At 69.2% G+C, this 22214-nt stretch carries 20 protein-coding genes; 12 read left to right on the plus strand and 8 right to left on the minus strand.

What is annotated here, in order from left to right; genetic code table 11:
• Window positions 1-9: 9 nt before the first annotated feature.
• The 3 genes from ABGI63_RS01995 to ABGI63_RS02005 are packed head-to-tail and all read right to left on the minus strand — an operon-like array spanning window position 10 to window position 2776.
• Window positions 10-1368 carry an MATE family efflux transporter gene (locus ABGI63_RS01995; protein ID WP_349740787.1) on the minus strand — a complete coding sequence of 453 codons (1359 nt, stop codon included), beginning with the start codon at window positions 1366-1368 and terminating at the stop codon, window positions 10-12.
• A 58-nt stretch (window positions 1369-1426) separates the two neighbouring features.
• Window positions 1427-2230, minus strand: a complete 804-nt coding sequence (locus ABGI63_RS02000) for a MipA/OmpV family protein (RefSeq protein WP_349740788.1) — start codon at window positions 2228-2230, stop codon at window positions 1427-1429.
• Window positions 2231-2239: 9 nt separating this feature from the next.
• On the minus strand, window positions 2240-2776 hold the full coding sequence (locus ABGI63_RS02005) for a peroxiredoxin (RefSeq protein WP_349741693.1): 537 nt from the start codon (window positions 2774-2776) through the stop codon (window positions 2240-2242).
• A gap of 75 nt (window positions 2777-2851) precedes the next feature.
• Here ABGI63_RS02005 and ABGI63_RS02010 point away from each other — a divergent pair, with 75 nt between their 5' ends.
• From ABGI63_RS02010 to ABGI63_RS02040, 7 genes are all read left to right on the plus strand, one after another.
• Window positions 2852-3355, plus strand: coding sequence for an ureidoglycolate lyase (locus tag ABGI63_RS02010; protein ID WP_349740789.1), 504 nt, complete (start codon window positions 2852-2854; stop codon window positions 3353-3355).
• A gap of 264 nt (window positions 3356-3619) precedes the next feature.
• Window positions 3620-6433, plus strand: coding sequence for a TonB-dependent receptor (locus ABGI63_RS02015; RefSeq protein ID WP_349740790.1), 2814 nt, complete (start codon window positions 3620-3622; stop codon window positions 6431-6433).
• 128 nt (window positions 6434-6561) lie between these two features.
• Window positions 6562-7299, plus strand: coding sequence for a GntR family transcriptional regulator (locus tag ABGI63_RS02020; RefSeq protein WP_349740791.1), 738 nt, complete (start codon window positions 6562-6564; stop codon window positions 7297-7299).
• Between the two features lie 45 nt (window positions 7300-7344).
• Window positions 7345-8226: an N-acetylmuramic acid 6-phosphate etherase gene (locus ABGI63_RS02025; protein WP_349740792.1), complete on the plus strand. Its 882-nt coding sequence runs from the start codon at window positions 7345-7347 to the stop codon at window positions 8224-8226.
• 58 nt (window positions 8227-8284) lie between these two features.
• On the plus strand, window positions 8285-9571 hold the full coding sequence (locus tag ABGI63_RS02030) for an AmpG family muropeptide MFS transporter (protein WP_349740793.1): 1287 nt from the start codon (window positions 8285-8287) through the stop codon (window positions 9569-9571).
• On the plus strand, window positions 9568-10701 hold the full coding sequence (locus ABGI63_RS02035; protein WP_349740794.1) for an acyltransferase family protein: 1134 nt from the start codon (window positions 9568-9570) through the stop codon (window positions 10699-10701). Before ABGI63_RS02030 ends, ABGI63_RS02035 begins: the two co-directional genes overlap by 4 nt.
• A 2-nt stretch (window positions 10702-10703) precedes the next feature.
• Window positions 10704-12239, plus strand: a complete 1536-nt coding sequence (locus ABGI63_RS02040; protein WP_349740795.1) for a glycoside hydrolase family 10-like protein — start codon at window positions 10704-10706, stop codon at window positions 12237-12239.
• Between the two features lie 22 nt (window positions 12240-12261).
• Here the strand turns inward: ABGI63_RS02040 and ABGI63_RS02045 are convergent, their stop codons facing one another.
• The 5 genes from ABGI63_RS02045 to ada all read right to left on the minus strand — a co-directional run bounded on the left by ABGI63_RS02045 (window position 12262) and on the right by ada (window position 15959).
• Complete coding sequence (locus tag ABGI63_RS02045; protein ID WP_349740796.1) at window positions 12262-12549, minus strand: hypothetical protein; 288 nt, start codon at window positions 12547-12549, stop codon at window positions 12262-12264.
• Window positions 12550-12640: 91 nt separating this feature from the next.
• A complete protein-coding gene (locus tag ABGI63_RS02050) occupies window positions 12641-13459 on the minus strand; it encodes a substrate-binding periplasmic protein (protein WP_349740797.1) in 819 nt (272 codons plus the stop codon).
• Between the two features lie 87 nt (window positions 13460-13546).
• The gene (alkB, locus tag ABGI63_RS02055) at window positions 13547-14191 is read right to left on the minus strand and encodes a DNA oxidative demethylase AlkB (protein ID WP_349740798.1); all 645 of its coding nucleotides are present in this window, start codon (window positions 14189-14191) and stop codon (window positions 13547-13549) included.
• A complete protein-coding gene (locus tag ABGI63_RS02060; RefSeq protein ID WP_349740799.1) occupies window positions 14188-14883 on the minus strand; it encodes a 2OG-Fe(II) oxygenase in 696 nt (231 codons plus the stop codon). The genes alkB and ABGI63_RS02060 overlap by 4 nt, the downstream gene beginning before the upstream one ends.
• The gene (gene ada / locus ABGI63_RS02065) at window positions 14880-15959 is read right to left on the minus strand and encodes a bifunctional DNA-binding transcriptional regulator/O6-methylguanine-DNA methyltransferase Ada (protein ID WP_349740800.1); all 1080 of its coding nucleotides are present in this window, start codon (window positions 15957-15959) and stop codon (window positions 14880-14882) included. The genes ABGI63_RS02060 and ada overlap by 4 nt, the downstream gene beginning before the upstream one ends.
• A gap of 92 nt (window positions 15960-16051) precedes the next feature.
• On the opposite strand from ada, the gene ABGI63_RS02070 reads away from it, so the two are divergent.
• The 5 genes from ABGI63_RS02070 to ABGI63_RS02090 all read left to right on the plus strand — a co-directional run bounded on the left by ABGI63_RS02070 (window position 16052) and on the right by ABGI63_RS02090 (window position 22018).
• Window positions 16052-16552 carry a GAF domain-containing protein gene (locus tag ABGI63_RS02070; RefSeq protein WP_349740801.1) on the plus strand — a complete coding sequence of 167 codons (501 nt, stop codon included), beginning with the start codon at window positions 16052-16054 and terminating at the stop codon, window positions 16550-16552.
• 3 nt (window positions 16553-16555) lie between these two features.
• The gene (locus ABGI63_RS02075; RefSeq protein ID WP_349740802.1) at window positions 16556-16945 is read left to right on the plus strand and encodes a hypothetical protein; all 390 of its coding nucleotides are present in this window, start codon (window positions 16556-16558) and stop codon (window positions 16943-16945) included.
• Between the two features lie 85 nt (window positions 16946-17030).
• Entirely contained in the window at window positions 17031-17966 is a 936-nt protein-coding gene (locus ABGI63_RS02080; protein WP_349740803.1) for an N-acetylglucosamine kinase, read from the plus strand.
• Window positions 17963-18814: an N-acetylmuramoyl-L-alanine amidase gene (locus ABGI63_RS02085; protein WP_349740804.1), complete on the plus strand. Its 852-nt coding sequence runs from the start codon at window positions 17963-17965 to the stop codon at window positions 18812-18814. Before ABGI63_RS02080 ends, ABGI63_RS02085 begins: the two co-directional genes overlap by 4 nt.
• A 174-nt stretch (window positions 18815-18988) precedes the next feature.
• Window positions 18989-22018 (plus strand): TonB-dependent receptor, encoded by a 3030-nt coding sequence (locus ABGI63_RS02090; RefSeq protein WP_349740805.1) that lies wholly within the window; start codon window positions 18989-18991, stop codon window positions 22016-22018.
• Window positions 22019-22214: the final 196 nt, after the last annotated feature.

Here is a 22214-nt window from a genome sequence, read left to right on the forward strand (position 1 = left end):
ATGCCAGGCTCAGCCGCTCCGGCCGGCCCGCAGCCGCCGGTGCACGCCGCGCGCATGGGGCACCCAGCCCTGGGTGGCCCAGCGCCGCCACATCAAGAGGCCGCGTATCCATTCGTCGGCCGCATAGGCGATCCAGATGCCCACCAGGCCCAGGCCCATCACCTGGCCCAGCAGCCAGCTGCCGCCGGCCAGCACGATGAGCATCGAGCCGGCACCCACCATCACCGGGTAGCGCGCATCGCCGGCCGCGCGCAGCGCGTTGATGACGACCAGATTGAAGGTGCGGCCCGGCTCCAGGATCACGGTGAGCCACATCAGCGTGGTGCCGGCCGCGATGATGGCCGGGTCGGCGGTGAACAGGCGCAGCAGCCAGGGCGCGGCCAGCGCCGCCGCGGTGGCCACCGCAACGCTGACCACCAGGCCGCGCGCCAGCGCCCGTCGCACCAGGCGATGGGCCGCGTGCAGCTGGCCGGCGCCTATCAAGTGGCCGACCACGATCTCGGCCGCGAAGCCGGTGGCCAGGCCGAACAGCAGCACGAAGTACATCAGCTGCGAGGCATAGGAATGGGTGGCCAGCGCCGTCGCGCCCAGCTGGCCGGCCACCGCGACGCTGACCATGAAGGCCAGCCGGTAGGCGATGTTCTCGGCCGCGCCGGGCAGGCCGATGTGCAGCACCGCCGCCAGCTCGCGGCGCGGCAGCCGCCACCAGTCGCCCCAGGCCGGATGGATGTCCAGCCGCGCGCGCCACAGCCACAGATGCAGACCCAGCGCCAGCGCGCGGCTCAGGACCAGGGCCAGCGCAAAGCCCGGCAGGCCCAGCCAGCCCATCAGCGGGATCGCCAGCGCCAGCTGCACCAGCTGCATGGTCACCAGCACGGCCAGTGTGTCGCGGGTGCGCAGATGGGCGCGCATCACGCTGGCCATCGAGGCGTTCCAGGCATCGAGCAGCAGGGCCGGCGCCAGCGCCATCAGGAAAGGCAGGGCCAGCGGCAGCACCTCGGCCGGCGCATTCATCAGGCGCAGCAGCGGACCGGCGCCGACCAGGGCCGCGCCGCCGGCGATGCCGCCGATCCAGCTGCTGGCGCCCAGGGCCGCACGCGACAGGGCCTGGGCCTGGTCGCGCCGCCCGCCGCCCAGGCTTTGCGTGACCACCACGCTGACGCCGGCGCCGATGATGCGAAACAGGATGAAGAGCGTGGCCGAGACATGGTTGGCCAGCGCGAAGGCGGCACCGGCGGCGTCGGACACGCGCGCGGCCAGCAGGGTGCCGACCATGCCCACCGCAATGCCCAGCAGCAATTCGATGAACAGCGGCCAGGCGAGCGAGAACAGGCGGGGGCGGGCAAGCGGGGCGGCGGGAGTGGACATCGGCGGCGGGAGCGGGCAGCCCGGCATGCTAGCCGCTGCGGCCGGTTACCGGCGGGTTTCAGCGCCAGCGATAGGCCAGCCCCAGCGCGGCCGTGACGCCACGTTCCCGCTCGGTCAGCGGGCTGGCGGCCGCGTCGGCCAGCAGCCGCGACATGCCCAGGCTGGCGAAGGCCACCCAGTGCGGCCCCAGCACGGTGGTCAGCCCCAGGCCGGCATGCAGATCGGTGGCGCCGGCGCCGGGGCGGTACAGCGCCAGCCCGCTGGACTCGGCGGCCTGCGCGCTGATGCCGTAATAGCTGCGCAGATGGCGGCGGTCACCGACATTCAGGCCGACGCCGGCGCTCCATTCGCTGCGCTCGCCCAGCCGGGCCCGGTAGCCCAGGCCCAGCCCCAGCGTCGCGCCGCCACCGCGCCCCATCAGATCCTGCGACAGACCGACCGACAGCGACCACTGCGGGTTCAGCGCATAGCCCGCATACAGCCGGCCGCGCAGCGTTCGCCGGACATCGGGCAGGCCGGCCAGTCGCGGCGAATCGCCGCTGCTGCGGCCGCCATCGACCCGCAGCGCCAGCCCCAGCTTGATGCGCTCACCGCTGATCAGTTCCGCGCTGGCGCCCGAGCCGCCGGCTTCGCCGCCAAAGCCCAGCAGGCCGCCGGCCCGCGAGGTGCTGATGCGAAAACGCCCATGCTGATAGGCCCACAAAGGTCGCAGCCTGGCCTCGCTGTGCCTGGCCCCCGAATACTCGGGCGCGCTGAGCAGCGAGGCGCCGAGCAGAAAGCGCGGCGGCGGGGCCGGCGCCGTCTCGGCCAGCCCGGCCCCGTGCAGCAGCAGCAGGGCCAGCAGGAGCGGGGCACTGGGCATCGCGGTGGCCTACTTGGCGCTGGCCTTCCACTGCTGCGCGGCCTTCAGCATCGCGTCGACATGGCCGTCGGGGCTGAGGCTTGAGAACACCGCACCGATGCGGCCCTCGGGCGTGATCAGGTAGGAGATGCGGTCGGCCGTGCCGGGCAGCAGGCGCAGCGCGGCGTCATAGTCCTTCATCACCTTGCCGCCGGCATCGGCCGCCACCGCGAACTTGCTGCGGCAGGCCTCGACCGAGAACTTCTTCAAGGTCTCGATATCGTCGGTGGAAATGCCGATCACGGTGGCGCCCAGCGCCTTGAAGCGATCACTGGCCTCGGCAAACTGATGCGCCTCTATCGTGCAGCCCCCGGTGAAGGCCTTGGGATAGAAGTACAGCACCACCGGCCCCTTCTTCAACTCGGCCGCCAGGCTGAAGCGAAAGGGCTGGCCGCCGATGGCGGCCTCGGCCGTGAAGTCGGGTGCCGGCGCACCGGTCTTGAGCGCCGCCTGGGCGGCGGGCAGGCCCGCCAGCAGAGCGGCACAGAGGAGCAAGCGGCGGATCATCATGGGGGCCTTCGCAGCGATGACATCAATGCCCTGATGATCGCCGAAATCGGCGCCGGCGCTAGAGTCGTGGCCATGAGCACGCCCCTCCTGCTGACGCCGCAGCCGCTGACCGCCGCCGCCTTCGCCCCGTTCGGCGAGGTGATCGCCACCGACGCGGCCGCCCGGCACTTCCCCATCAACGGCGGCACCACCGAGCGCTATCACGACCTCGCGCAGCTGCAGCCCGGCCCCGAGGGCCGGCTGATCCTCAGCATCTTCCGCGGCCAGCCGCGCGCCCTGCCCGCGACGCTGACCCTGATGGAGCGCCACCCGCTGGGCTCGCAGGCCTTCGTCCCGTTGTCCGGCCGGCCCTATCTGGTTGTCGTGGCAAGACCTGGCACCGCGCCACGGGCCGAGGACCTGCACTGCTTTGCGGCCCGGGCCGATCAAGGCATCAACTACGCGCCGGGCGTCTGGCACCACCCCTTGCTGGCACTGCAGGCGCCGAGCGATTTCCTAGTGATCGACCGGGCCGGGCCGGGCGGCAATTGCGATGAATGCGAGCTGGTACCAGCCGCCCTCATTCCAGACTGCTGACGCCGCAGAGCCATGGCGCCCGTGCGCGCCAGACCGGCAGGCATTGGCATAGATTTTCATTTCATTGGTATCCAAAATAGATACCTTTAAACACCACGTTTCACTGAAATTCCTGCTAATTCAATGATTCATTGAACAATCATTCCAAGATCTTCTAGTGGTTTTCATGGGGTGGATTGCACTTTGGTATAGAAAAAGGTCTACTAACGTTGCGGCAACAAGGTCCAGACATGCAGGCGCCGCGCCATCCAGGAGACCGAAACGATGAAGAGCTTCCCCCTCACCCAGATCGCCAGCGCCGTGTCGCTGGCCTTGCTGCCCGCCCTGGCATTGGCCCAGCAGGCCGCCCCCACATCGGACACCGAGACCGGCAAGAACCAGCAGCTTGAACAGGTCGTCGTGACCGGCATCCGCGCCTCGATCCAGAAGTCGATCGACACCAAGCGCATGGCCGACACCAATATCGAGGTGGTCTCGGCCGAGGACGTGGGCAAGATGCCCGACAAGAACATCGCCGACGCACTGTCCCGCCTGCCTGGCGTGAACGTGCAGTTCGGCGGCGCGCTGGCGATGGACGAGGCCGAGCGCGTCGCGATCCGCGGCACCAGCCCCAACCTGAACCTGGTGACGGTCAACGGCCATGCGCTGAGCTCGGGCGACTGGCACGTCGGCGACCAGGGCAGCAGCGGCCGCTCGGTCGGCTTCGGCCTGCTGCCCTCGCAGCTGATCGGCCAGTCCATCGTCTACAAGACCCAGCGTGCCGACCTGACCGAGGGCGGCATCTCGGGCAGCGTGGACATCCTGCTGCGCAAGCCGCTGGACTTCAAGCAGCGCCTGAGCGGCGAGCTGGCGGTCGGTGCCGTCTACGCGGACTTGCCCGGCAAGACCGACCCGCAGCTCAGCGGCCTGATCTCCTGGAAGAACGAGAGCAACACCTTCGGCGTGCTGCTGCAGGCCTACAAGGAAGACCGCCACCTGCGCCGCGACGGCGAGGAGACCTTCAGCTACGGCGTGATCACGCCCGCCCAGGCGGCCGCCTCGGGCAACCCCGAGCTGGCCGGCAAGCGCATGCCCGGCAGCATCAACAACGCGATGTTCGAGGGCGTGCGCGAGCGCACCGGCTTCTCGACCGTGCTGCAGTTCAAGCCCAGCGACAAGCTGGAGGCCTCGCTGAGCGGCTTCCGCAGCGTGCTGAAGGCCGACAACTACAACACCTCCGGCTTCGCGCTGCCGACCGGGCTGGTGGGGGCCGGCTGGCTGATCAAGGACGCCAAGATCGACGGCAACGTCATCAGCAGCGCGCGCCTGGAGCGCCCGGCCAATGCCCCGGCCGCCCAGCGCGTGATCGGTTTCGAGTACGACAAGATCCTGCGCGACGGCGCCGAGTCGCTGAGCTCCTTCTACGACTTCGACCTGAAATTCACGCCCACCGACAAGCTGACCCTGCGCAGCCGCATTGGCACCACCAAGGGCCAGGGCGAGACCAAGCAGCAGCCGCAGCTGACCTTCGGCCTGATCAACCCGAATATGAGCTACAGCATCGACGCGTCCAAGGGCACCAGCTGGACGATGCTGAACGCGGCCAACCAGCCCATCGACATGGGCAATGTGTCGAACTTCGTGATGATGAGCAACACCGCAGCCGCGGTGGTGTCCAAGGACAAGGAGGACTACCTGCACCTGGACGCCGAGTACGCGGTGGGCGGCTCGCTGATCACCAACCTGAAGTGGGGCCTGCGCAGCGCCAAGCACAAGCGCAGCTATGACGTCATCGGCGCCCGCTGGAACGCCACCGATCAGGGCGTGGCCTTCATCTCCGTCACCGGCGGCCAGCTGGTGGACAACATCATCCCGCCGGGCACCTTCCCGCCGCCGGCCGGCGCCTACCCCTCGGACTGGGCCTCGGGCGTCAAGGCCCAGCTGCCGCAGGGCCTGTTCCGCTACAGCGCCGAGCAGCTGCGCGCCTTCGGCGCCCAATACATGAACTGGGATCCGGTACTGAACCGCTCGCTGACCAGCGGCTACGCGGTCGACGAGAAGAACGACGCGCTGTACTTCATGGGCGAGTTCGAGTTGAGCCCGCAGATCAGCGGCAACGCCGGCCTGCGCCATGTCAGCACCACGGTGGACTCGCTGTCCTACCAGGCGCTGACCCAGTGCGTGGCCTTGCAGCCCTGCGCCGTGCCCGGCGCCATCGTCGGCTCCAAGCTCGGCACCTATCTGCCGCGCCTGACCAGCACCAAGCATTCGGCGATCCTGCCGAGCATGAACCTGCGCTGGGACCTGCGCAGCGACCTGATCGCGCGCGCCTCGGCCTCGCGCTCGCTGGGTCGCCCGAACTACAACGAGCTGGCCGGCGCCGTCTCGCTGAACGACACCCTGCTGACCGGTACCAGCGGCAACCCGCAGCTCAAGCCCGTGCTGTCCACGAATATGGACGCCACCCTGTCTTGGTACTTCGCGCCGCGTGCCGTGCTGTCGGGCGGCCTGTTCACGCAGCGGCTGCAGAACTACGTCAAGGCCGGGACCTCGGCGATCGAGTACTTCAACATCAGCCAGGGCAAGAACACGACGTACACCGTGACCTCGCGCGTCGGCGTCAAGGCCAAGCTGCAGGGCGCCGAGGCCGCGCTGGAGATGCCGATCGCCGGCGGCTTCGGCTTCGGCGTCAACGCCACCTATATCGACTCCGAGGACAAGGACGGCGTCGAGATGCTGGGCACCTCGAAGTGGACCTACAACCTGCGCGGCTTCTACGAGGACGACAAGCTCTCCGCCAGCCTGGCCTGGAACTACCGCACCGACTACAGCTTCGGCTTCGTCGGCAACGGCACCAATGTCCAGCCGACCACGCCGGCCGGTGTCGTCACCACCTACAACGGCTTGCGCTACTACAAGGGCTCCGGCTCGCTGTCGGCCTCGCTGGGTTATCGCATCAACAAGGACATCAGCATCCACCTGGACGGCAACAACCTGCTGAACCCGGTGCGCCACACCTATGACCTCAGCGAGAACGCCCCCGGCTACTGGCATGAAAGCGGCCGCCAGTTCTACCTGAACCTGCGCATGAAATTCTGACGTCCGACATCAGTCGCAACCAAAGCGTCGGAATCCTGGCGGGGCCTCGCGCCCCGCCCCTTTTCTCCTACGATGTCCGGACCCGGCCGCTTCCGTCGCGGCTTCCTCTCCCCTCATCAAGACCCGCCATGGACCGCGCCCAGAAACGCCAGCAGATCAAGCAGCAACTGCTGGCCATGATCAAAAGCAATGCCAACGGCGGCCGCCTTCCGCCCGAGCGCGAGCTCAGCGAGCGCTTCGCGGTCGCGCGTGAAACCCTCCGACGCATCCTGCGCGAGCTGGAGCAGGATGGCGTGCTGGAGCGCAAGCAGGGCGCCGGCACCTTTGTATCCGGCCAGCCGGTGCTCAAGCAGCCGCAGCTGCGCTCGTTTTCCGAGGAGATGCGCGAGCGCGGCCTGACCCCGTCCAGCGAGATCCTGTCGTGCCGGCGCGTGGCGGCCGGGGCCAAGCTGGCGAGCCGGCTCAAGCTGATTCCGGGCTCGTCGGTCATGGAACTCAGGCGCCTGCGCATGGCCAACGACGAACCGATGGCACTGGAAACCACCTATCTGGTGCCGAGCCAGCTGCAAACGCTGGAACCGGCCGAGCTGACCCGGCACTCGCTCTACGAGCTGCTGGCTCAGCGCTTCGACATCCATGTCCGCTCGGCCATGCAGCAGGTGCAGGCCACCGTGCTGTCCGAGGAGGAGGCCGATCTGCTCGAAGTGCCGGCCTTTTCACCCTCGCTGCTGGTGGAGCGCCTGACGCTGGGTGACAGCGGCGAGATCATCGAGTTCGCCAAGAGCCTCTATCGCGCCGACCGCTACCGCTTCGAGCTGCAAGTGCGCCGCCCCCCGACGGCCGCCGACCCGGAGCCTGCCACCTGACCCGGCACCCGGCCACCAGAGTTACCGCCTCAGCCAAGAAGTCCCATGCTCAAGACAGAAACCCCCAACAGCGACCATTCCGACCTCGACCTCTATGACAACGCCCGGCTGCTGCAGGTGCTGGCGGACGATCAGCTGCAGGCCGTCGCCGCGCTGCGCGCCGCACTGCCGGCGCTGCAGCAGGCGGTCGAGGCCGCGCTGCCGCGCATCCAGGCCGGCGGGCGGCTGATCTATGCCGGCGCCGGCACCTCGGGGCGGCTGGGCGTGCTGGACAGCGTCGAGCTGGGCCCCACCTTCTCGTGGCCACGCGAACGCGCCCTGGCCCTGATCGCCGGCGGCGAGTCGGCGATGTTTGTCGCGGTCGAGGGCGCCGAGGACGACGAAGCCCAGGGCGAGCGCGATCTGCAGGGCCTGGCCCTGGGCCCGAACGATGTGCTGCTGGCGCTGGCCGCCTCGGGCGGCACGCCCTATGTGCTGGGCGCTCTTCGGGCCGCGCGCGCGGCCGGTGCGCTGAGCCTGGGCTTTGCCAACAACGCGGGTGCGCCGGTGCTGGCGGCGGCGGAGATCGCCATCCTGCTCGACACCGGGCCCGAGGTGATCTCCGGGTCAACCCGGCTGAAGGCCGGCAGCGCGCAGAAGATGGCGCTGAACACCTTCTCCAGCGCGCTGATGGTCAGGCTGAACAAGGTCTACGGCAATCTGATGGTCGATCTGCGCGCCAGCAATATCAAGCTGATCAAGCGCGCGGTGGCGCTGACGATGCAGGCCAGCGGGGTCGACGAAAAGGCAGCCCGGGCGGTGCTGGAACAGTGCGGTTTCCATGTCAAGGTGGCCGTGGTGGCGCTGCGCCGCGGCTGCAGCGTCGACGAGGCCCGCGCGGCACTGGCGCGCCACCAGGACAGCGTGCGCCAGGCCCTGGCGGGCTGAGCCCGTCATTGCGCCGAGAATGGCGACGCCACCAGCTCCCCACGCCCCCGCCCCGCGCATGAACAGCCACCCGCAAGACCCGACCCCACGCAGCCCCTGGACCTGGATCCCGACGCTGTACTTCGGCCAGGGCCTGCCCTATGTCGTCGTGATGACCCTGTCGGTCATCATGTACAAGAACCTCGAGGTCTCCAACACCGAGATCGCGCTCTACACCAGCTGGCTCTACCTGCCCTGGGTGATCAAGCCGCTGTGGTCGCCGCTGATCGAGCTGTTCGGCACCAAGCGGGTGTGGATCGTCGCGCTGCAGTTCGCGGTGGGCGCCTCGCTGGCCCTGGTGGCCTTGACGATACCGGCCGAGCGCTTCTTCCAGCTGACCCTGGCGATGTTCTGGCTGATGGCCTTCTCCTCGGCCTCGCACGACATCGCCGCCGACGGCTTCTACATGCTGGCGCTGAAGCAACACCAGCAGGCCGCCTTCGTCGGCGTGCGCTCGACCTTCTACCGCATCGCCAACATCGGCGGCCAGGGCGGCCTGGTCTATCTGGCCGGCGAGCTGCAGGAGCGCACCGGCAGCATGCAGACCGCCTGGAGCCTGGTGTTCGGCGTGCTGTGCGGCCTGTTCCTGCTGATGGGGGCCTATCACGCGCTGATGCTGCCGCGCCCGGCCAGCGACCAGCGCGCCGCGCCCCAGCATGACTGGGTCGGCGAGTTCTTCCGCGTCTTTGCCGAGTTCTTCCGCAAGCCCGGCATCTGGGTCATCCTGGCCTTTTTGCTGTTCTACCGCTTCCCCGAGGCCCAGTTGCTGAAGCTGGCCACGCCCTTTCTGCTCGACAAGCCCGAGCTCGGCGGCCTGGGCCTGAGCAATAAGGAGGTCGGCATCGCCTACGGCACGGTCGGCCTGACCGCGCTGACCCTGGGCGGCCTGGCCGGCGGCTGGGTGATCTCGAAGATCGGCCTGAAGCGCGCGCTGTGGCCGCTGATCCTGAGCATGCATGTGCCCAATATCGCCTTCCTGGCGCTGGCGCTGGCGCAGCCGGGCAATCTCTGGCTGATCAGCACGGCCCTGGCGGTCGAGCAGTTCGGCTACGGCCTGGGCTTCACCGCCTACCTGATGTACATGATCCTGGTGGCCGACGGCCCGCACAAGACGGCCCATTACGCGATCTGCACCGGCTTCATGGCCCTGGGCATGATGCTGCCGGGCATGTGGAGCGGCTGGCTGCAGGACCAGATCGGCTATCTGAACTTCTTCATCTGGGTGCTGGTCGCCACGCTGCCCTCGTTCGCGGTCGCGGCGCTGGTGAAGATCCCGGCGGACTTCGGCAGGAAGGTCGACGAATGAGCGCCGGCCGGCTGCTGTCCCTGGATGCGTTCCGGGGCTTCACGATCGCCGCGATGCTGCTGGTCAACAATCCCGGCGACTGGGGCCATCTCTACGGCCCGCTGGCCCATGCCAGCTGGCATGGCTGGACCTTCACCGACTGGATCTTCCCCTTCTTCGTCTTCATCAGCGGCATCGCGATGACGATCAGCCTGGGCCGCCGCGCGCAGCAGGGCGCCGACAAGCCGGCCCTGCTGGCCCAGACCGCGCGTCGCGCCTTCGTCATCATCCTCATCGGCCTGCTGCTGAACCTGATTCCCAGCTTCAATCTCGCCGAGCTGCGCATCCCCGGCGTGCTGCAGCGCCTGGGCCTGTGCACCCTGCTGGCCGCGCCCATCGTGCTGTGGTGCGGCTGGCGCGGCCAGCTGGCCTGGGCCCTGGGCCTGCTGGCGGCCTACAGCCTGGTGATGCTGCTGCTGCCGGTGCCCGGGCCTGACGGTATCTGGCGCGCCGGCTCGCTGCAGCCTGGCGAGGATGTCGGCGCCTGGCTGGACCGGCTGCTGATGGACGGTCATCTTTGGAAGCAAAGCCGGACCTGGGACCCCGAGGGCCTGCTGTCCACCGTGCCGGCCGTGGCCAGCCAGCTCTTCGGCGTGCTGGCCGGCCATCTGCTGGCGGCCCGGCGCGATCCGGGCGAGAAGGCGATGTGGTTGATGGTGTCGGGTCTTGCCGGGCTGTGGCTGGGCCAGCTGCTCGATGCCTGGCTGATGCCGATCAACAAAAGCCTGTGGACCCCGTCCTATGTGTTCGCGATGGCCGGCTGGGCCCATCTGATGTTCGGCCTGTGCTACTGGCTGCTCGATGCGATGCCGCTGCCGCTGCTGCGCGCACGCATCGCCCGGCTGGCCCATCCGCTGATCGTCTTCGGCATGAACGCGCTGTTCCTGTTCGCGCTCTCGGGCCTGCTCGCCAAGCTGCTGGGCTTTCTCCAATGGCAGGGCCGCTCGCTGAAGGCGCTGATCTATGCGCCGATCCAGGCCCTCGGGCTGGCGCCGGTCAATGCCTCCTTGCTGTTTGCGCTGCTGTTCCTGAGCCTGATGTATGGCATCGCCTGGCTGATGTGGCGCCAGCAATGGTTTGTGAAAGTCTGAACATGCTCACTCGTCGTACCGTTCTCGCCAGCGCCGCCGCACTGGCCGCCTGCTCCTCGAACCCGCCCCTGCCGGCCGGGCCGCGGCTGCGCGCCGCGCCCGAGCTGCTGGCACAGGCGCCGGCCGCGCCGCGCGAGTTCCGCGCCGCCTGGGTCGCCACCGTGGCCAATATCGACTGGCCCAGCAAGCCGGGCCTGAGCGCCGCCCAGCAGCAAGCCGAGATGCACGCCATGCTGGACCGCGCCGCCGCGCTGAAGCTCAATGCGGTGATCCTGCAGATCCGCACCAGCGCCGATGCGCTGTACGAGTCGGCGCTGGAGCCGTGGAGCGAATACCTGACGGGCGTGCAAGGCCGGTCGCCGGGCTATGACCCACTGGCGCTGTGGATAGACCAGGCCCACCAGCGTGGCCTGGAGCTGCACGCCTGGTTCAATCCCTTCCGGGCACGCCAGAACGGCGCGAAGTCGGCCCATGCGGCCAGCCATCTGAGCCAGACCCAGCCGCAGTGGGTCAAGCGCTATGGCGAGCAGCTCTGGATCGACCCGGGCGAGCCGGCCGCCGCCGAGCACACGCTGGCGGTGTTCCGGGATGTGCTGCAGCGCTACGAGGTCGACGGCATCCATATCGACGACTATTTCTACCCCTATCCGATTCCCCTGCCCGGCAGCGACCCCGCCGCCAAGCTCGAGCTGGACTTTCCGGACGACCCCGCCTGGCAGCGCTACAGCCAGGCCGGCGGCACCTTGGCCCGCCATGACTGGCGGCGCAAGAACGTCGACGACCTGATAGCGCGCCTGCACGGCATGATCCGCGCGACCAAGCCCTGGGTGCGTTTCGGCATCAGCCCCTTCGGGCTTGGCAAGCCGGCGCTGCGCCCCGAGGGCATTGCCGGCTTCAGCCAGTACGACAAGCTCTATGCCGATGTCGAGCACTGGCTGGAGCGCGGCTGGCTGGACTATCTGGTGCCCCAGCTCTATTGGCCGATGGCGCAGAAGGCGCAGGCCTTTGTGCCGCTGCTGGACTACTGGCATGGCCAGAACCCGCACCAGCGCCATGTCTGGCCCGGCCTGTTCACCAGCAAGATCACCGACAAGGCCGACAGCTGGCCGGTGGCCGAGATCCTCGGCCAGATCGAGCAGGTGCGCACACGCTATCCCGGCAGCGGCCATGCCCACTTCAGCATGATCGCGCTGCAGCAGAACCGCCGCGGACTGGCCGACGCGCTGGCCGCCGGCCCCTATGCACAGGAGGCGCTGCCGCCGGCCTGCCCCTGGCTGGAGTCGGATGCGCCGAGCGCGCCGCTGCTCAGCCTGGTGGGGCTGGACGAGCAGACGCTGCGCCTGGCCGTCCAGCCCGGCCCTGGCAAGCCGGTGGTCCGCCATGCGCTGTGGCTGCGCTACCGGGACCAGGGCTGGCGCTTGCGCCTCATCAGCGGCAACGAGCTGAGCCTGCCGCGCGCAGGCCTGCTGGGCCTGGTGATCTCAGCCATAGACCGGGTCGGCAACGAGAGCCCGCGGCTGGCACTGGCGCTGGACTGAGCGCCCTCAGGCTCTCAGGCTCTCAAGCGAAGGTATCGACCAGCCCGCCTATCGTGCCGCCCCGCGCGGTGTGAAACCACAGCAGCGGCCCGAGCTCGACACTGATGCGCAGCTGCTCGTCGGCATACAGCGTCATGCTGCCCCGGCTGTAGGCCGGTGTGCTGGAACTCTTGATCGGCTGCGGCGCGCCCCCCAGCGGCTGATAGTCATGCGCCAGCGCGTCCTTGGCCCGCTGGCGATGCTGCTGCAAGGGGTCGACGGCGAAGGCCGAGGTCTGGACGGGATAACGGTAAATGTCGCCGGCACGCAAGCAGACGCTCCTCCATCGATGCAAGAAAACCCGGTCAAGACTCCGGGCCCAGCACCGACAGGCGACCGCCGTGCGGCAAAACTTAAATCGCTCAGCGGCCCGAGAACTGCGCCAGTTCGGCGCGCCGCAGCGCCTCCAGCCGGCCGGCCGCGATCAGCGTGTCCAGCGCCTGCTGCAGCGCCGCCACCAGGGCCGGCTCGCTGTTCTTGCTGATCAGCAGCCACAGCGGCGCGCTGAGCGCCTGGATCTGCAGCACCGGCTCGAAGTCCTCCGTCCGCAGGCCCGCCTCATGGACCCGGTAGGCAAAGCTGACATCGGGATGGGCGAAGAAGTCGATGCGCTGCAGCTGGGCCTTGCGCAGGTTCAGCGCATTCGTGCGCACCGGATCGATCACGCTGTTGTCCGGGGGCTGGCCCACCCCTTGGGCGCGCAGCCATTCCTGGAAGTTGGACTGGTCCTGCACGCCGAAGCGCAGGCCGCGCCCCTTCAGCTCGGCCAATGTACGCACCGGCGGCGCACCCGCCGTGCGCAGCCGGTACAGCCAGAGCTGATAGGGCGAGACCTCGCGCAGCCAGCGGTAGGCCTCGGCGCGATCGGGCGTGCGGGCGACGCTGAGCACCAGCACATTCGGTTCGGTCTGGGCCTGGGCCAGGGCCCGCTTCAGCGGCAGGAACTGCAGCGGCTGGGCCGCCAGGGCATGGTTGCGGCCGGCGCGCTGCACCACCTCCTGCACAAAGGCATGGACATAGCCGGCCGGCACACCGCCCGGCAGCTCGTACTGCAGCGGCGGGAAGCTGTCGGCCAGCAGCTTCAGCACGGTCGGCTCGGCTGCGGCGGACAAGCCGGGCAGGATCACGCCCACCAGGCTCAGCCCCAGGCCCATCACACGGCAGGCGCGACGCAACAGCATTCCGGAGTCCCTCCCTTGAGCGATCAAACCGCGCCCCCGGGGACATCGAGGCGTCGGGCCACTGTGATGATAGTGGCTGCGGCGCGCTCAGCCAGCCTTGCGCAAGGTCAGATTGATGCGTTGTTCTCCCCACAAGGGATGGCTGCCCGGTTGCAGCGCCGCAACGCCGTGATAGCGCAGCCGCGCCGGCCCGCCCCAGACCACCACATCGCCATCGCGCAGCGCCAGCCGCAGGCAAGGATCGGCGCGCCGCAGGCCGCCGAACAGGAACAGCGCCGGCAGGCCCAGCGAGATCGAGACGATGGGCTGGCCCAGGTCGCGCTCGTTCTTGTCCTGGTGCAGCGACAGCGCGGTGCCCGGCTGGTAGCGGTTGACCAGGCAGGCGTCGGGCACGAAGCCGGCAAAGCCGGCCGCCGCCGCCGCCTCGCCGGCCAGCCGGCAAAGCCGCTCATCCAGCGCCGGCCAGGGCCGGCCGCTGTCGGGGTCCAGCGCGGCATAGCGGTAGCCGCGCTCGTCGCTGACCCAGCCCAGCGGCCCGCAATTGCTCATCGCCACCGCCATGCGCCGCCCGCCGGGCGTCAGCCAGCGGCGCGGCGGTGCGGCCGCATACACCTGCTCGACCACCGCCCGCAGCTCGCAGGCCTGCGCCAGCGCGAAGCCGGGCAGCAGGCAGGCGCCGGGGGCCAGCTCTTGCCGCTGGCCGGGCTCGGGCGCGAACAGCTCGGCGTTCATGTCGCGTCGTGGAAGATCAGGCCCAGGGTATGGCGCCGGCCGGCGCGCAGCCGGCTGACGCCGTGCCGCATCGCGACCCGGTAGACCCCGCGCGTGCCGCTGACCGGCCGCTGGTTGACGGCGAACAGCACCGCATCGCCGCGCCGTTGCAACGGCACCACCTCGGGGCGCGACTGCAGACGCGGGCGCTGCTCGGTCAGCACGAACTCGCCGCCCTCGAAATCCTCGCCCGGCTGCGACAGCAGCACCGCGATCTGCAGCGGGAAGACCTGCTCGCCATACAGATCCTGGTGCAGGCAGTTGTAGTCGCCCTCGCGGTAGCGCAGCAGCAGCGGCGTCGGCCGCAGCTGGCCGGCCGCATGGCAGCGCGCGATGAACTCGGCATGGCTAGTCGGGAACCGGGGCCCCAGCCCCAGGGCCTGCTGCCAGCGGTTCGCGATCGTCGCCAGCTTCGGATAGACCGTGGCGCGCAGCGCGGCCACCGGCTCCGGCAGCGGGTAGGCGAAATACTGGTACTCGCCCTGGCCATAGCCATGGCGCTGCATCACGACCTTGCTGCGGAACAGCTCGGGCCGTTCGTAAAGCGCGATCAGCTCGGCGCAGCGCTCGGCGCTGAGGAATCCCGGCAGCAGCGCATTGCCGCGCTCGTCCAGCGCCCGTTCGGCGGCGGCCCAGTCGATGGCCGGCCTCATCGCTTGGCCTCGCGGGCCAGCAGCTCGCGCTTGCGCTCGACGCCCCAGCGATAGCCGCCCGGGCTGCCGTCCTGGCGCAGCACGCGGTGGCAGGGGATGGCCACGGCCAGGGTGTTGGCCGCGCAGGCCGAGGCCACCGCACGCACCGCACGCGGCGCACCGATGCGCTGGGCGATCTCGCTATAGCTGGCACTGCCGCCCGGCGGGATCTCGCGCAGCGCCTGCCAGACGCGCTGCTGAAAAGCCGTGCCGCGCACGTCGAGCGGCAGGTCCAGGCCCAGGCCGGGCGCTTCGACAAAGCCGACCACCCGCGCCACCAGCTGCTCGAAGCCGGCATCGCCGCCGATCAGGCGGGCCTTGGGAAAGCGGTCCTGCAGCTCGCGCAGCAGGACCTCGGCATCGTCGCCCAGGCTGATCGCGCACAGGCCGCGCTCGCTCTGCGCCACCAGGATCGCACCCAGCGCGCACTGGCCCAGCGCGAAACGGATCTCGGCCGCCGCGCCGCCGTCGCGGTAGCGCCGCGGCGCCATGCCCAGCAGCGCGTCGGCCTGGGCATAGAAGCGGCTGCTGGCGCCGTAGCCGGCGCCGTAGAGCGCGTCGGTCACGCTGCCGTACTCCTGCAGCAGCTCGCGCAGCCGCCTGGCCTTGTGGGCATCGGCATAGGCCTTGGGCGTCAGGCCGGTCTGGGCCTTGAACAGGCGGTGCAGATGGTGCGGGCTCAAGGCCACACGCTCGGCCAGCGCGTCGAGGCTGGGCGGGTTCGGCGCCTGCTCGATGAAGCGGCACAGCCCGGCCACCAGCGCGGCCTGGCGCTGGGCCAGCGGCGGCTGATCGGGCTTGCAGCGCCGGCAGGGGCGGAAGCCGGCGGCCTCGGCCTCGGCCGCCGTGGCATGAAAGGCGATGTTCTCGGGCCGCGCCGGCCGCGCCGCGCAGGAGGGCTTGCAATAGACGCCTGTGGTCCGGACGGAATAGAAGAACTGCCCGTCCGCCGCCGCATCGCGCGTGCGCAGCGCAGTCCAGCGCGGGTCGTCCAGCGCGGCCAGGGCCCGGGTTTCGGTCTTGCTGCTCATATTCATCATCGATCTCCGTTGCATGATGACCGAAATCTAGGCCAGCTCGCTCGGGCCGGCATCCCGCTGCTTGCTTTTGAATTCGCTACAGTCGGCCCATGCAAGCCGCCCCCATCCCTGCCAACGACGCCGAGCGCCTGCAGGCGCTGCGCGAGCTGCTGATCCTGGACACGCCGCCGGAGCAGCGCTTCGACCGGCTCGTCGCCTTCGCGCAGGCCGAGTTCGAGGTCGCGACCGTGCTGATCAGCCTGGTCGACGCGAACCGCCAGTGGTTCAAGGCCAAGGTCGGGCTGGAGGCCTGCGAGACCGGCCGCGACATCTCCTTCTGCGGCCACGCCATCCTGCAGCCCGACATCTTCGTGATCGAGGACGCGATGGCCGACCCCCGCTTTGCCGACAACCCGCTGGTGACCGGCCCGCCCTTCATCCGCTTCTATGCCGGCGCCCCGCTGGAGCCGCGCCCGGGTCTGCGCGTCGGCACGCTATGCCTGCTGGACCCACGCCCGCGCGCGCTGGACCGTGCCGATCTGGCCATCCTCGGCTCGCTGCGCGACCTGGTGCAGGCCGAGCTGCTGGGCCTGCGGCCGCTGGAGGACTGAGCGATGGCGAGCGCACGCAAGCAGCTGTTGCTGGTAGATCCGCACTCGCTGTTCCGCCGCACCGTGGCGATGGTGGCGCGCGAACTCGACCTCGCCGATGTGCACGAGGCCAGCAGCATCGAGCTGGCGCAGCGCCAGCTCGAGGAGCGCCGCTACGACGCGCTGCTGCTCGACATCAGCGACGGCCTGGCCAGCCTCAGCCTGATTCAGAGCCTGCGCCAGGGCACGCTGCGCAGCAGCGCCGACCTGCCGGTGGCGCTGACGGCCGAGGCGGTCGATGCCGGCACGCTGGGCCTGTTCAAGCCGCTGGGCATCCGCCGCGTGATGCTGAAGCCCTTCAAGGTCAAGACCGCGCTGGAGGTGGTGACCGCGCTGACGGGGCCCGGGCATTGACCGCGGTTATGCCCGCTGCGCGCATTGACATTGGCGAGCCGGCGGCCGCGCCCCTAAGCTGAGCCGCCCACACTTCGTCCGACGCATGCCTGTTGTTCCGCTAGACACTCCCCGCGATGCCCGGCTCGGCCTGGGTCTGGACGCCGGCGGCACCCAGACCCGCTGGGCGCTGTCCGATGCAGCCGGGCGCTGCCTGGCCGAAGGCCATGTGGCCGGCCTCAGCGGCCTGCAGCTGGCCAGCGTCGAGGGCCGGGTGGCGCTGGCGCAGACCGCCCACCAGCTGGCCTTCGCGACCCTGGCCCACGGCCGGCCCAGCGGCCTGTACGCCGGCATCACCGGCCTGGGCGAGGCAGACGGCCCGGCCGCCGCCCAGCTGAAGGACATCCTGTCCCAGGCGCTGGGGCTGAAGCCGGCCGCGATGGTCTGCGGCAGCGATATGGACATCGCCTACCGCAGCGCCTTCGAGCCCGGCCAGGGCTATCTGCTCTATGCCGGCACCGGCGCGATCGCCGCCTTCATCGACGCGCAGGGCCGCATGCAGCGGGCCGGCGGCCGCGGCGCGCTGCTGGGCGACGAGGGCAGCGGCTTCTGGATCGCCCGCGAGGCGCTGGCCGGCGTCTGGCGGCGCGAGGACGAGGCGCCCGGCAGCTGGCAGGACTCGGCGCTGGCGTGTGCGCTGTTCGAGGCCATAGGTGGCAGCGACTGGGCCCTGACCCGCCAGTTCATCTACGGCGGCGAGCGCGGCACGATAGGCCGGCTGGCGCTGGCCGTGGCCGCCGCCGCCGAGCGCGATGCGGACGCGCGCGCGCTGCTGCGGCGCGCCGGCGGCGAGCTGGCCCGGCTGGCGCTGGCCCTGCTGCGCCGCTACGGGCCGCGCCCGGTGGTGGCCGCCGGCCGCGCGCTGCAGCTCCATCCCCTGATCATCGAAGGGCTGCGCGCAGCGCTGCCCGAGCCCATTGCACTCAGCGTGCAAGATCTGCAACCTCACCACACCGCCGCCCGGCTGGCCGCCCGTCTATGAAAAACACCTTGCTCGTTCTCGCCAGCACTCTGCTGCTCGGCGCCTGCGCCACTGGCCCCAAGAGCCTGCACATCGACACCAGCCACACCTCGCAGAACCAGGACAGCCGCGCCCTCTTCCTGGTGCTGCACTACACGGTGCTGGACTACGAGAAGTCGCTGCGGGTGCTGACCACCGGTGGCCAGGTCAGCAGCCACTATCTGGTGCGCGACGAGCCGCCGACGATCTACCGCCTGGTCGACGAGAACCGCCGCGCCTGGCATGCAGGCCCGAGCTTCTGGGCCGGCCACAGCAATCTGAACGCCAGCTCGATCGGCATCGAGATCGTCAACCCCGGCTACAAGGACACGCCCGAGGGCCGCGTCTACGCGCCGTTCTCGCAGCCGCAGATCGACGCGGTCATCAAGCTCAGCCAGGACATCGTCGCGCGCCACGGCATCAAGCCCGAGCGCGTGATCGGCCATGCCGACATCGCACCGGGCCGCAAGCAGGACCCGGGCCCGATGTTCCCCTGGAAGCAGCTCCACCAGGCCGGCCTGATCGCCTGGCCCGACGCCGCCCAGGTGGCGGCCAAGATCAGCGGCTATGCCGCGCTGCTGCCCGACACCGCCTGGGCCCAGGACAAGCTGGCCCGCATCGGCTACAACGTGCCGCGCCACGGCGAGCTCGACGAGCTGACCAAGCAGACCCTGGTCACCTTCCAGATGAAGTACCGCTCGACGCTCTACGACGGCGTGCTCGACGCCGAAACCGCCGCGCTGCTGGACACCGCGACAGCACCCGGCGGCATGCGCATGGCCGCCACCCCGCTCGAAGGGCCGCCCCAGCCCTACACCTCGCGCTGGTGAACATCGGCCCATAACACCGAGGCATGCAACACCGCCAACAAGGAATTGTTGTGCGGCGGCGCCGCTGACCATGATTCATGCGCCAGCAACAGTTCGCGTGTAGCGGGGGCACAGCCGCCCTCCCGGCCCGGATGCTGGTCGCAGAACCAAACGTCCGAACCGGGGAGCCTTCGCATGACCTTCACACCCACCCAGATTGCCCAAGCCGTGGCCCTGAGCCTGCTGCTGGGCAGCCCGCTGATCGCGGCCGCGCAGACGCCGGACAGCACGGAAACCACCGAGCAGCGCAAGGCACGCGAGGCCGCCGAGGAGAAGCTCAAGGCCCAGCAGCTCGGCACCGTGACCATCACCGGCATCCGCGCCTCGGTCGAGCAGGCGATCAATCTGAAGCGCATGGCGTCCAGCAATGTCGAGGTGATCACCGCCGTCGACGTGGGCAAGATGCCCGACAAGAATCTGGCCGACTCGTTGCAGCGCCTGGTCGGGGTCGCGGTGCGTAGCGACTATGACGAGGCCGAGAAGGTCTCGATGCGCGGCACCAATGCCGATATGAGCCTGATCCTGTTCAACGGCCACACGGTCAGCGGCGGCGACTGGTATGTGGCCGACCAGCTGTCCAGCTCGCGCAGCACCTCGCTGAGCCTGATGCCCTCGTCGGTGCTGAACCAGGCCACCGTCTACAAGACCTCGCAGGCCAATATCGTCGACGGCGGCCTGGCCGGCACCATCGATGTGACGACGCGCAAGCCGCTGGACGAGAAGTCCCGCTTCGGCGGTGTCGCCAGCGCCGGCGCGGTCTATGCCGACCTGCCCGGCAAGACCAGCCCCCAGCTCAACGCCAGCTTCAACTGGAAGAACGAGGCCAACAACTTCGGCGTGATCGGACAGGTCTTCAAGGAGAAACGCCACATCCGCCGCGATACCGCCTCGCGCTTCGCCTACGGCACCAGCAGCGGCTGGGGCGAGATCAACACCGCGACAATGAAGGGCATCACCGATGCATCGCTGGCCGGCACCGGCTACAAGGCGGCGGACCTGAACGGCGTGCGCCTGCCGGGCTCGATGTCCAGCGAGTTCGTCGAGGGCGTGCGCGACCGCAGCGGCGGCATGCTGGCGCTGCAGGCCCGCCCGACCCAGAACCTGGATATCGGGCTGACGGGCTTCTACTCGTCGATGAAAGCCAACAACTTCGGCCGCCTGAACTCGGGCGCGATGTACAGCATGCTGCTGGGCAAGGCCGACTCGGTCGGCGCTACCGGCGCTGCGGCCGCCAACACCAATTCCAATGGCCAGCAGGTGTTCGCGCAGATCCGTAACCCGGTGATCGTCGAGCAGACGACGATGTACGGCCACAAGCTGCGCGTGCTGAAGAGCGCCGACATCGTCTTTGCCGACGGCACCAGCCCGCAGTACATCGGCAATTCCGAGGCCTTCTACCGCGACGGCGCGACGGCCAGCAGCGGCTTCCTCGATCTGGACGCCAAGTGGCAGCTCAGCAAGGACCTGGTGGTCAAGGGCCTGTTCAGCACCACCCGGGGTGTCGGCGAGACCCAGCTCGACCAGGGCCTGACCTATGCGCGCTACGGCACCGGCGTGTCCTATGCGCTGGGCAAGGTCGACGAGGCGCCGTTCGTCCAGTACCACGGCGCCGGCGCCAATCTTCCGGTTCTCAATGCCGATGGCAGTGGCTACAAGCTGGTCGGGCGTGCCGCCTCCAGTACCAAGACGGTGGACAGCGAGCAGAGCTTGGCGATCGACGCCGAGTACACCCAGGACAGCGGCATGTTCACCAGCCTGGCCTTTGGCGCCCGCCATGCCGAGCACAAGCGCGACCTGCGCCGCTGGGCCCCGACCTTCCGCAGCGCCGCGCTGGCCGGCCCCGACCCCTCGCTGGCGGTCGGCTATCCCGGCAATTTCGGCCAGGAGCTGGGCGGCGGCAACTGGGACCGCAGCGGCTTCTACTTCCCGAAGGACGTGCTGACCGGCTTCATGGCCTCGCAGTTCAAGGCCACGACGCCCGAGTTCGAGCGCCGCGTCGCCTCCGAGATCGAGATGCGCGAGAAGCAGAGTGCGCTCTATCTGATGCAGAACCTGGAGGGCCCGAACAGCCGCTGGTCCGGCAATGTCGGTCTGCGCCTGGTGCGCACCACGGTGGACGCGCAGATCGTCACGCCGCTGCCGGCCGGCACCTGCGCCAAGATCGAACCCGGCAAGCCGGCCACGCCCTGCGCGGCCTTCCCCGGCGCGATCAACACGGCCGGCGACGGCAGCACCTTCTTCGACGGCGCGACCTTCAATCCGGCCCAGGGCACCGTCTATTACAAGGTGCCCAGCCACAAGCAGTTCGACCATCTGCTGCCCAGCATGAATCTGCGCTATGAACTGAGCCCTCGCCTGATCGGCCGGCTGGGACTGAGCCGCACGATAGGCCGGCAGAACTACAACGTCTATGGCTCCGGTTTCAGCGGCCAGAGCTGCGGGCCCGCCGGCTGCACCGTCACCGGCCCGAACCCGAACCTGGCGCCGCTGACGGCCAACAACACCGATGTCTCGCTGGCCTGGTACTTCGCCAAGCGCTCGATCCTGGCGGTCAACCTGTTCAGCTCGCGCATGCAGGGTTACCCGAAAACCGGCTCGGTGCGCCAGGACAGCACGGTGGATCTGGTCGACCCGGTAGACAACCGCGTCAAGACCTATTTCATCAACACCGCCTCGCAGCAGAAGGCACGTATCCACGGCATAGAGATCAGCTACGAGCAGCCGATCGGCGCCGGCTTCGGCTTCAGCGCCAATGCCAGCAGCGCCAGCACCAAGGTGCAGGACGGCCGGCCCATGGTCGGCGCCTCCAAGTACGCGGCCAATCTGGGCGGCTACTTCGAGAACGATGTGTTCAGTGCCCGTCTGGTCTACAACTACCGCAGCGAGTACGTGTCCAGCTCGACCGCGCCCTCGCCCACTGCCAACAGCCAGGGCCAGAGCGTGATCAACGGCGTCGCGATGCCGACCGCGCCGACCATGGCCGCGCCGGTCTCCAATCTCGCGTTCTCGATGAACTACAACATCAGCGATGCGCTGCAACTTTCGTTCAACGCCACCAATCTGCTGAACCCGGTACGTGCCACCTACCGCTACAGCGAGGCCGAACAGCAGAAGGTGGATGCCAGCGGCCGCCAGTACTACCTCGAGGCGCGCTACAAGTTCTGAGGCAGGGTCAGGCTTGAAGCGCCGGGCAGGTCACCGACCTGCCTTTTTCATGGCCGTGCGGGCTGCGCCCGGCAGCGGATAACCAAAAGTTATATTCTGTCCAGCCCTATTCAGTTGCGAGCGTCGGCACGCTCTCCGACCATTGCTCCCGCGCCATGAAGCCCTCCCCGTCCCTCGCCCGCCCCTTGAACCGCTG

It is taken from the genome of Roseateles cavernae (assembly GCF_040187885.1).
In the GTDB taxonomy this organism is placed as follows: domain Bacteria; phylum Pseudomonadota; class Gammaproteobacteria; order Burkholderiales; family Burkholderiaceae_C; genus Roseateles_E; species Roseateles_E cavernae.

What these genes read in the sequence shown, in the direction of transcription:
- ABGI63_RS01995 (WP_349740787.1), bottom strand. Translation starts at nt 1,368, where the DNA reads ATGTCCACTCCCGCCGCCCCGCTTGCCCGCCCCCGCCTGTTCTCGCTC.
- ABGI63_RS02000 (WP_349740788.1), bottom strand. Translation starts at nt 2,230, where the DNA reads ATGCCCAGTGCCCCGCTCCTGCTGGCCCTGCTGCTGCTGCACGGGGCC.
- ABGI63_RS02005 (WP_349741693.1), bottom strand. Translation starts at nt 2,776, where the DNA reads ATGATCCGCCGCTTGCTCCTCTGTGCCGCTCTGCTGGCGGGCCTGCCC.
- ABGI63_RS02010 (WP_349740789.1), top strand. Translation starts at nt 2,852, where the DNA reads ATGAGCACGCCCCTCCTGCTGACGCCGCAGCCGCTGACCGCCGCCGCC.
- ABGI63_RS02015 (WP_349740790.1), top strand. Translation starts at nt 3,620, where the DNA reads ATGAAGAGCTTCCCCCTCACCCAGATCGCCAGCGCCGTGTCGCTGGCC.
- ABGI63_RS02020 (WP_349740791.1), top strand. Translation starts at nt 6,562, where the DNA reads ATGGACCGCGCCCAGAAACGCCAGCAGATCAAGCAGCAACTGCTGGCC.
- ABGI63_RS02025 (WP_349740792.1), top strand. Translation starts at nt 7,345, where the DNA reads ATGCTCAAGACAGAAACCCCCAACAGCGACCATTCCGACCTCGACCTC.
- ABGI63_RS02030 (WP_349740793.1), top strand. Translation starts at nt 8,285, where the DNA reads ATGAACAGCCACCCGCAAGACCCGACCCCACGCAGCCCCTGGACCTGG.
- ABGI63_RS02035 (WP_349740794.1), top strand. Translation starts at nt 9,568, where the DNA reads ATGAGCGCCGGCCGGCTGCTGTCCCTGGATGCGTTCCGGGGCTTCACG.
- ABGI63_RS02040 (WP_349740795.1), top strand. Translation starts at nt 10,704, where the DNA reads ATGCTCACTCGTCGTACCGTTCTCGCCAGCGCCGCCGCACTGGCCGCC.
- ABGI63_RS02050 (WP_349740797.1), bottom strand. Translation starts at nt 13,459, where the DNA reads ATGCTGTTGCGTCGCGCCTGCCGTGTGATGGGCCTGGGGCTGAGCCTG.
- alkB (WP_349740798.1), bottom strand. Translation starts at nt 14,191, where the DNA reads ATGAACGCCGAGCTGTTCGCGCCCGAGCCCGGCCAGCGGCAAGAGCTG.
- ABGI63_RS02060 (WP_349740799.1), bottom strand. Translation starts at nt 14,883, where the DNA reads ATGAGGCCGGCCATCGACTGGGCCGCCGCCGAACGGGCGCTGGACGAG.
- ada (WP_349740800.1), bottom strand. Translation starts at nt 15,959, where the DNA reads ATGAATATGAGCAGCAAGACCGAAACCCGGGCCCTGGCCGCGCTGGAC.
- ABGI63_RS02070 (WP_349740801.1), top strand. Translation starts at nt 16,052, where the DNA reads ATGCAAGCCGCCCCCATCCCTGCCAACGACGCCGAGCGCCTGCAGGCG.
- ABGI63_RS02075 (WP_349740802.1), top strand. Translation starts at nt 16,556, where the DNA reads ATGGCGAGCGCACGCAAGCAGCTGTTGCTGGTAGATCCGCACTCGCTG.
- ABGI63_RS02080 (WP_349740803.1), top strand. Translation starts at nt 17,031, where the DNA reads ATGCCTGTTGTTCCGCTAGACACTCCCCGCGATGCCCGGCTCGGCCTG.
- ABGI63_RS02085 (WP_349740804.1), top strand. Translation starts at nt 17,963, where the DNA reads ATGAAAAACACCTTGCTCGTTCTCGCCAGCACTCTGCTGCTCGGCGCC.
- ABGI63_RS02090 (WP_349740805.1), top strand. Translation starts at nt 18,989, where the DNA reads ATGACCTTCACACCCACCCAGATTGCCCAAGCCGTGGCCCTGAGCCTG.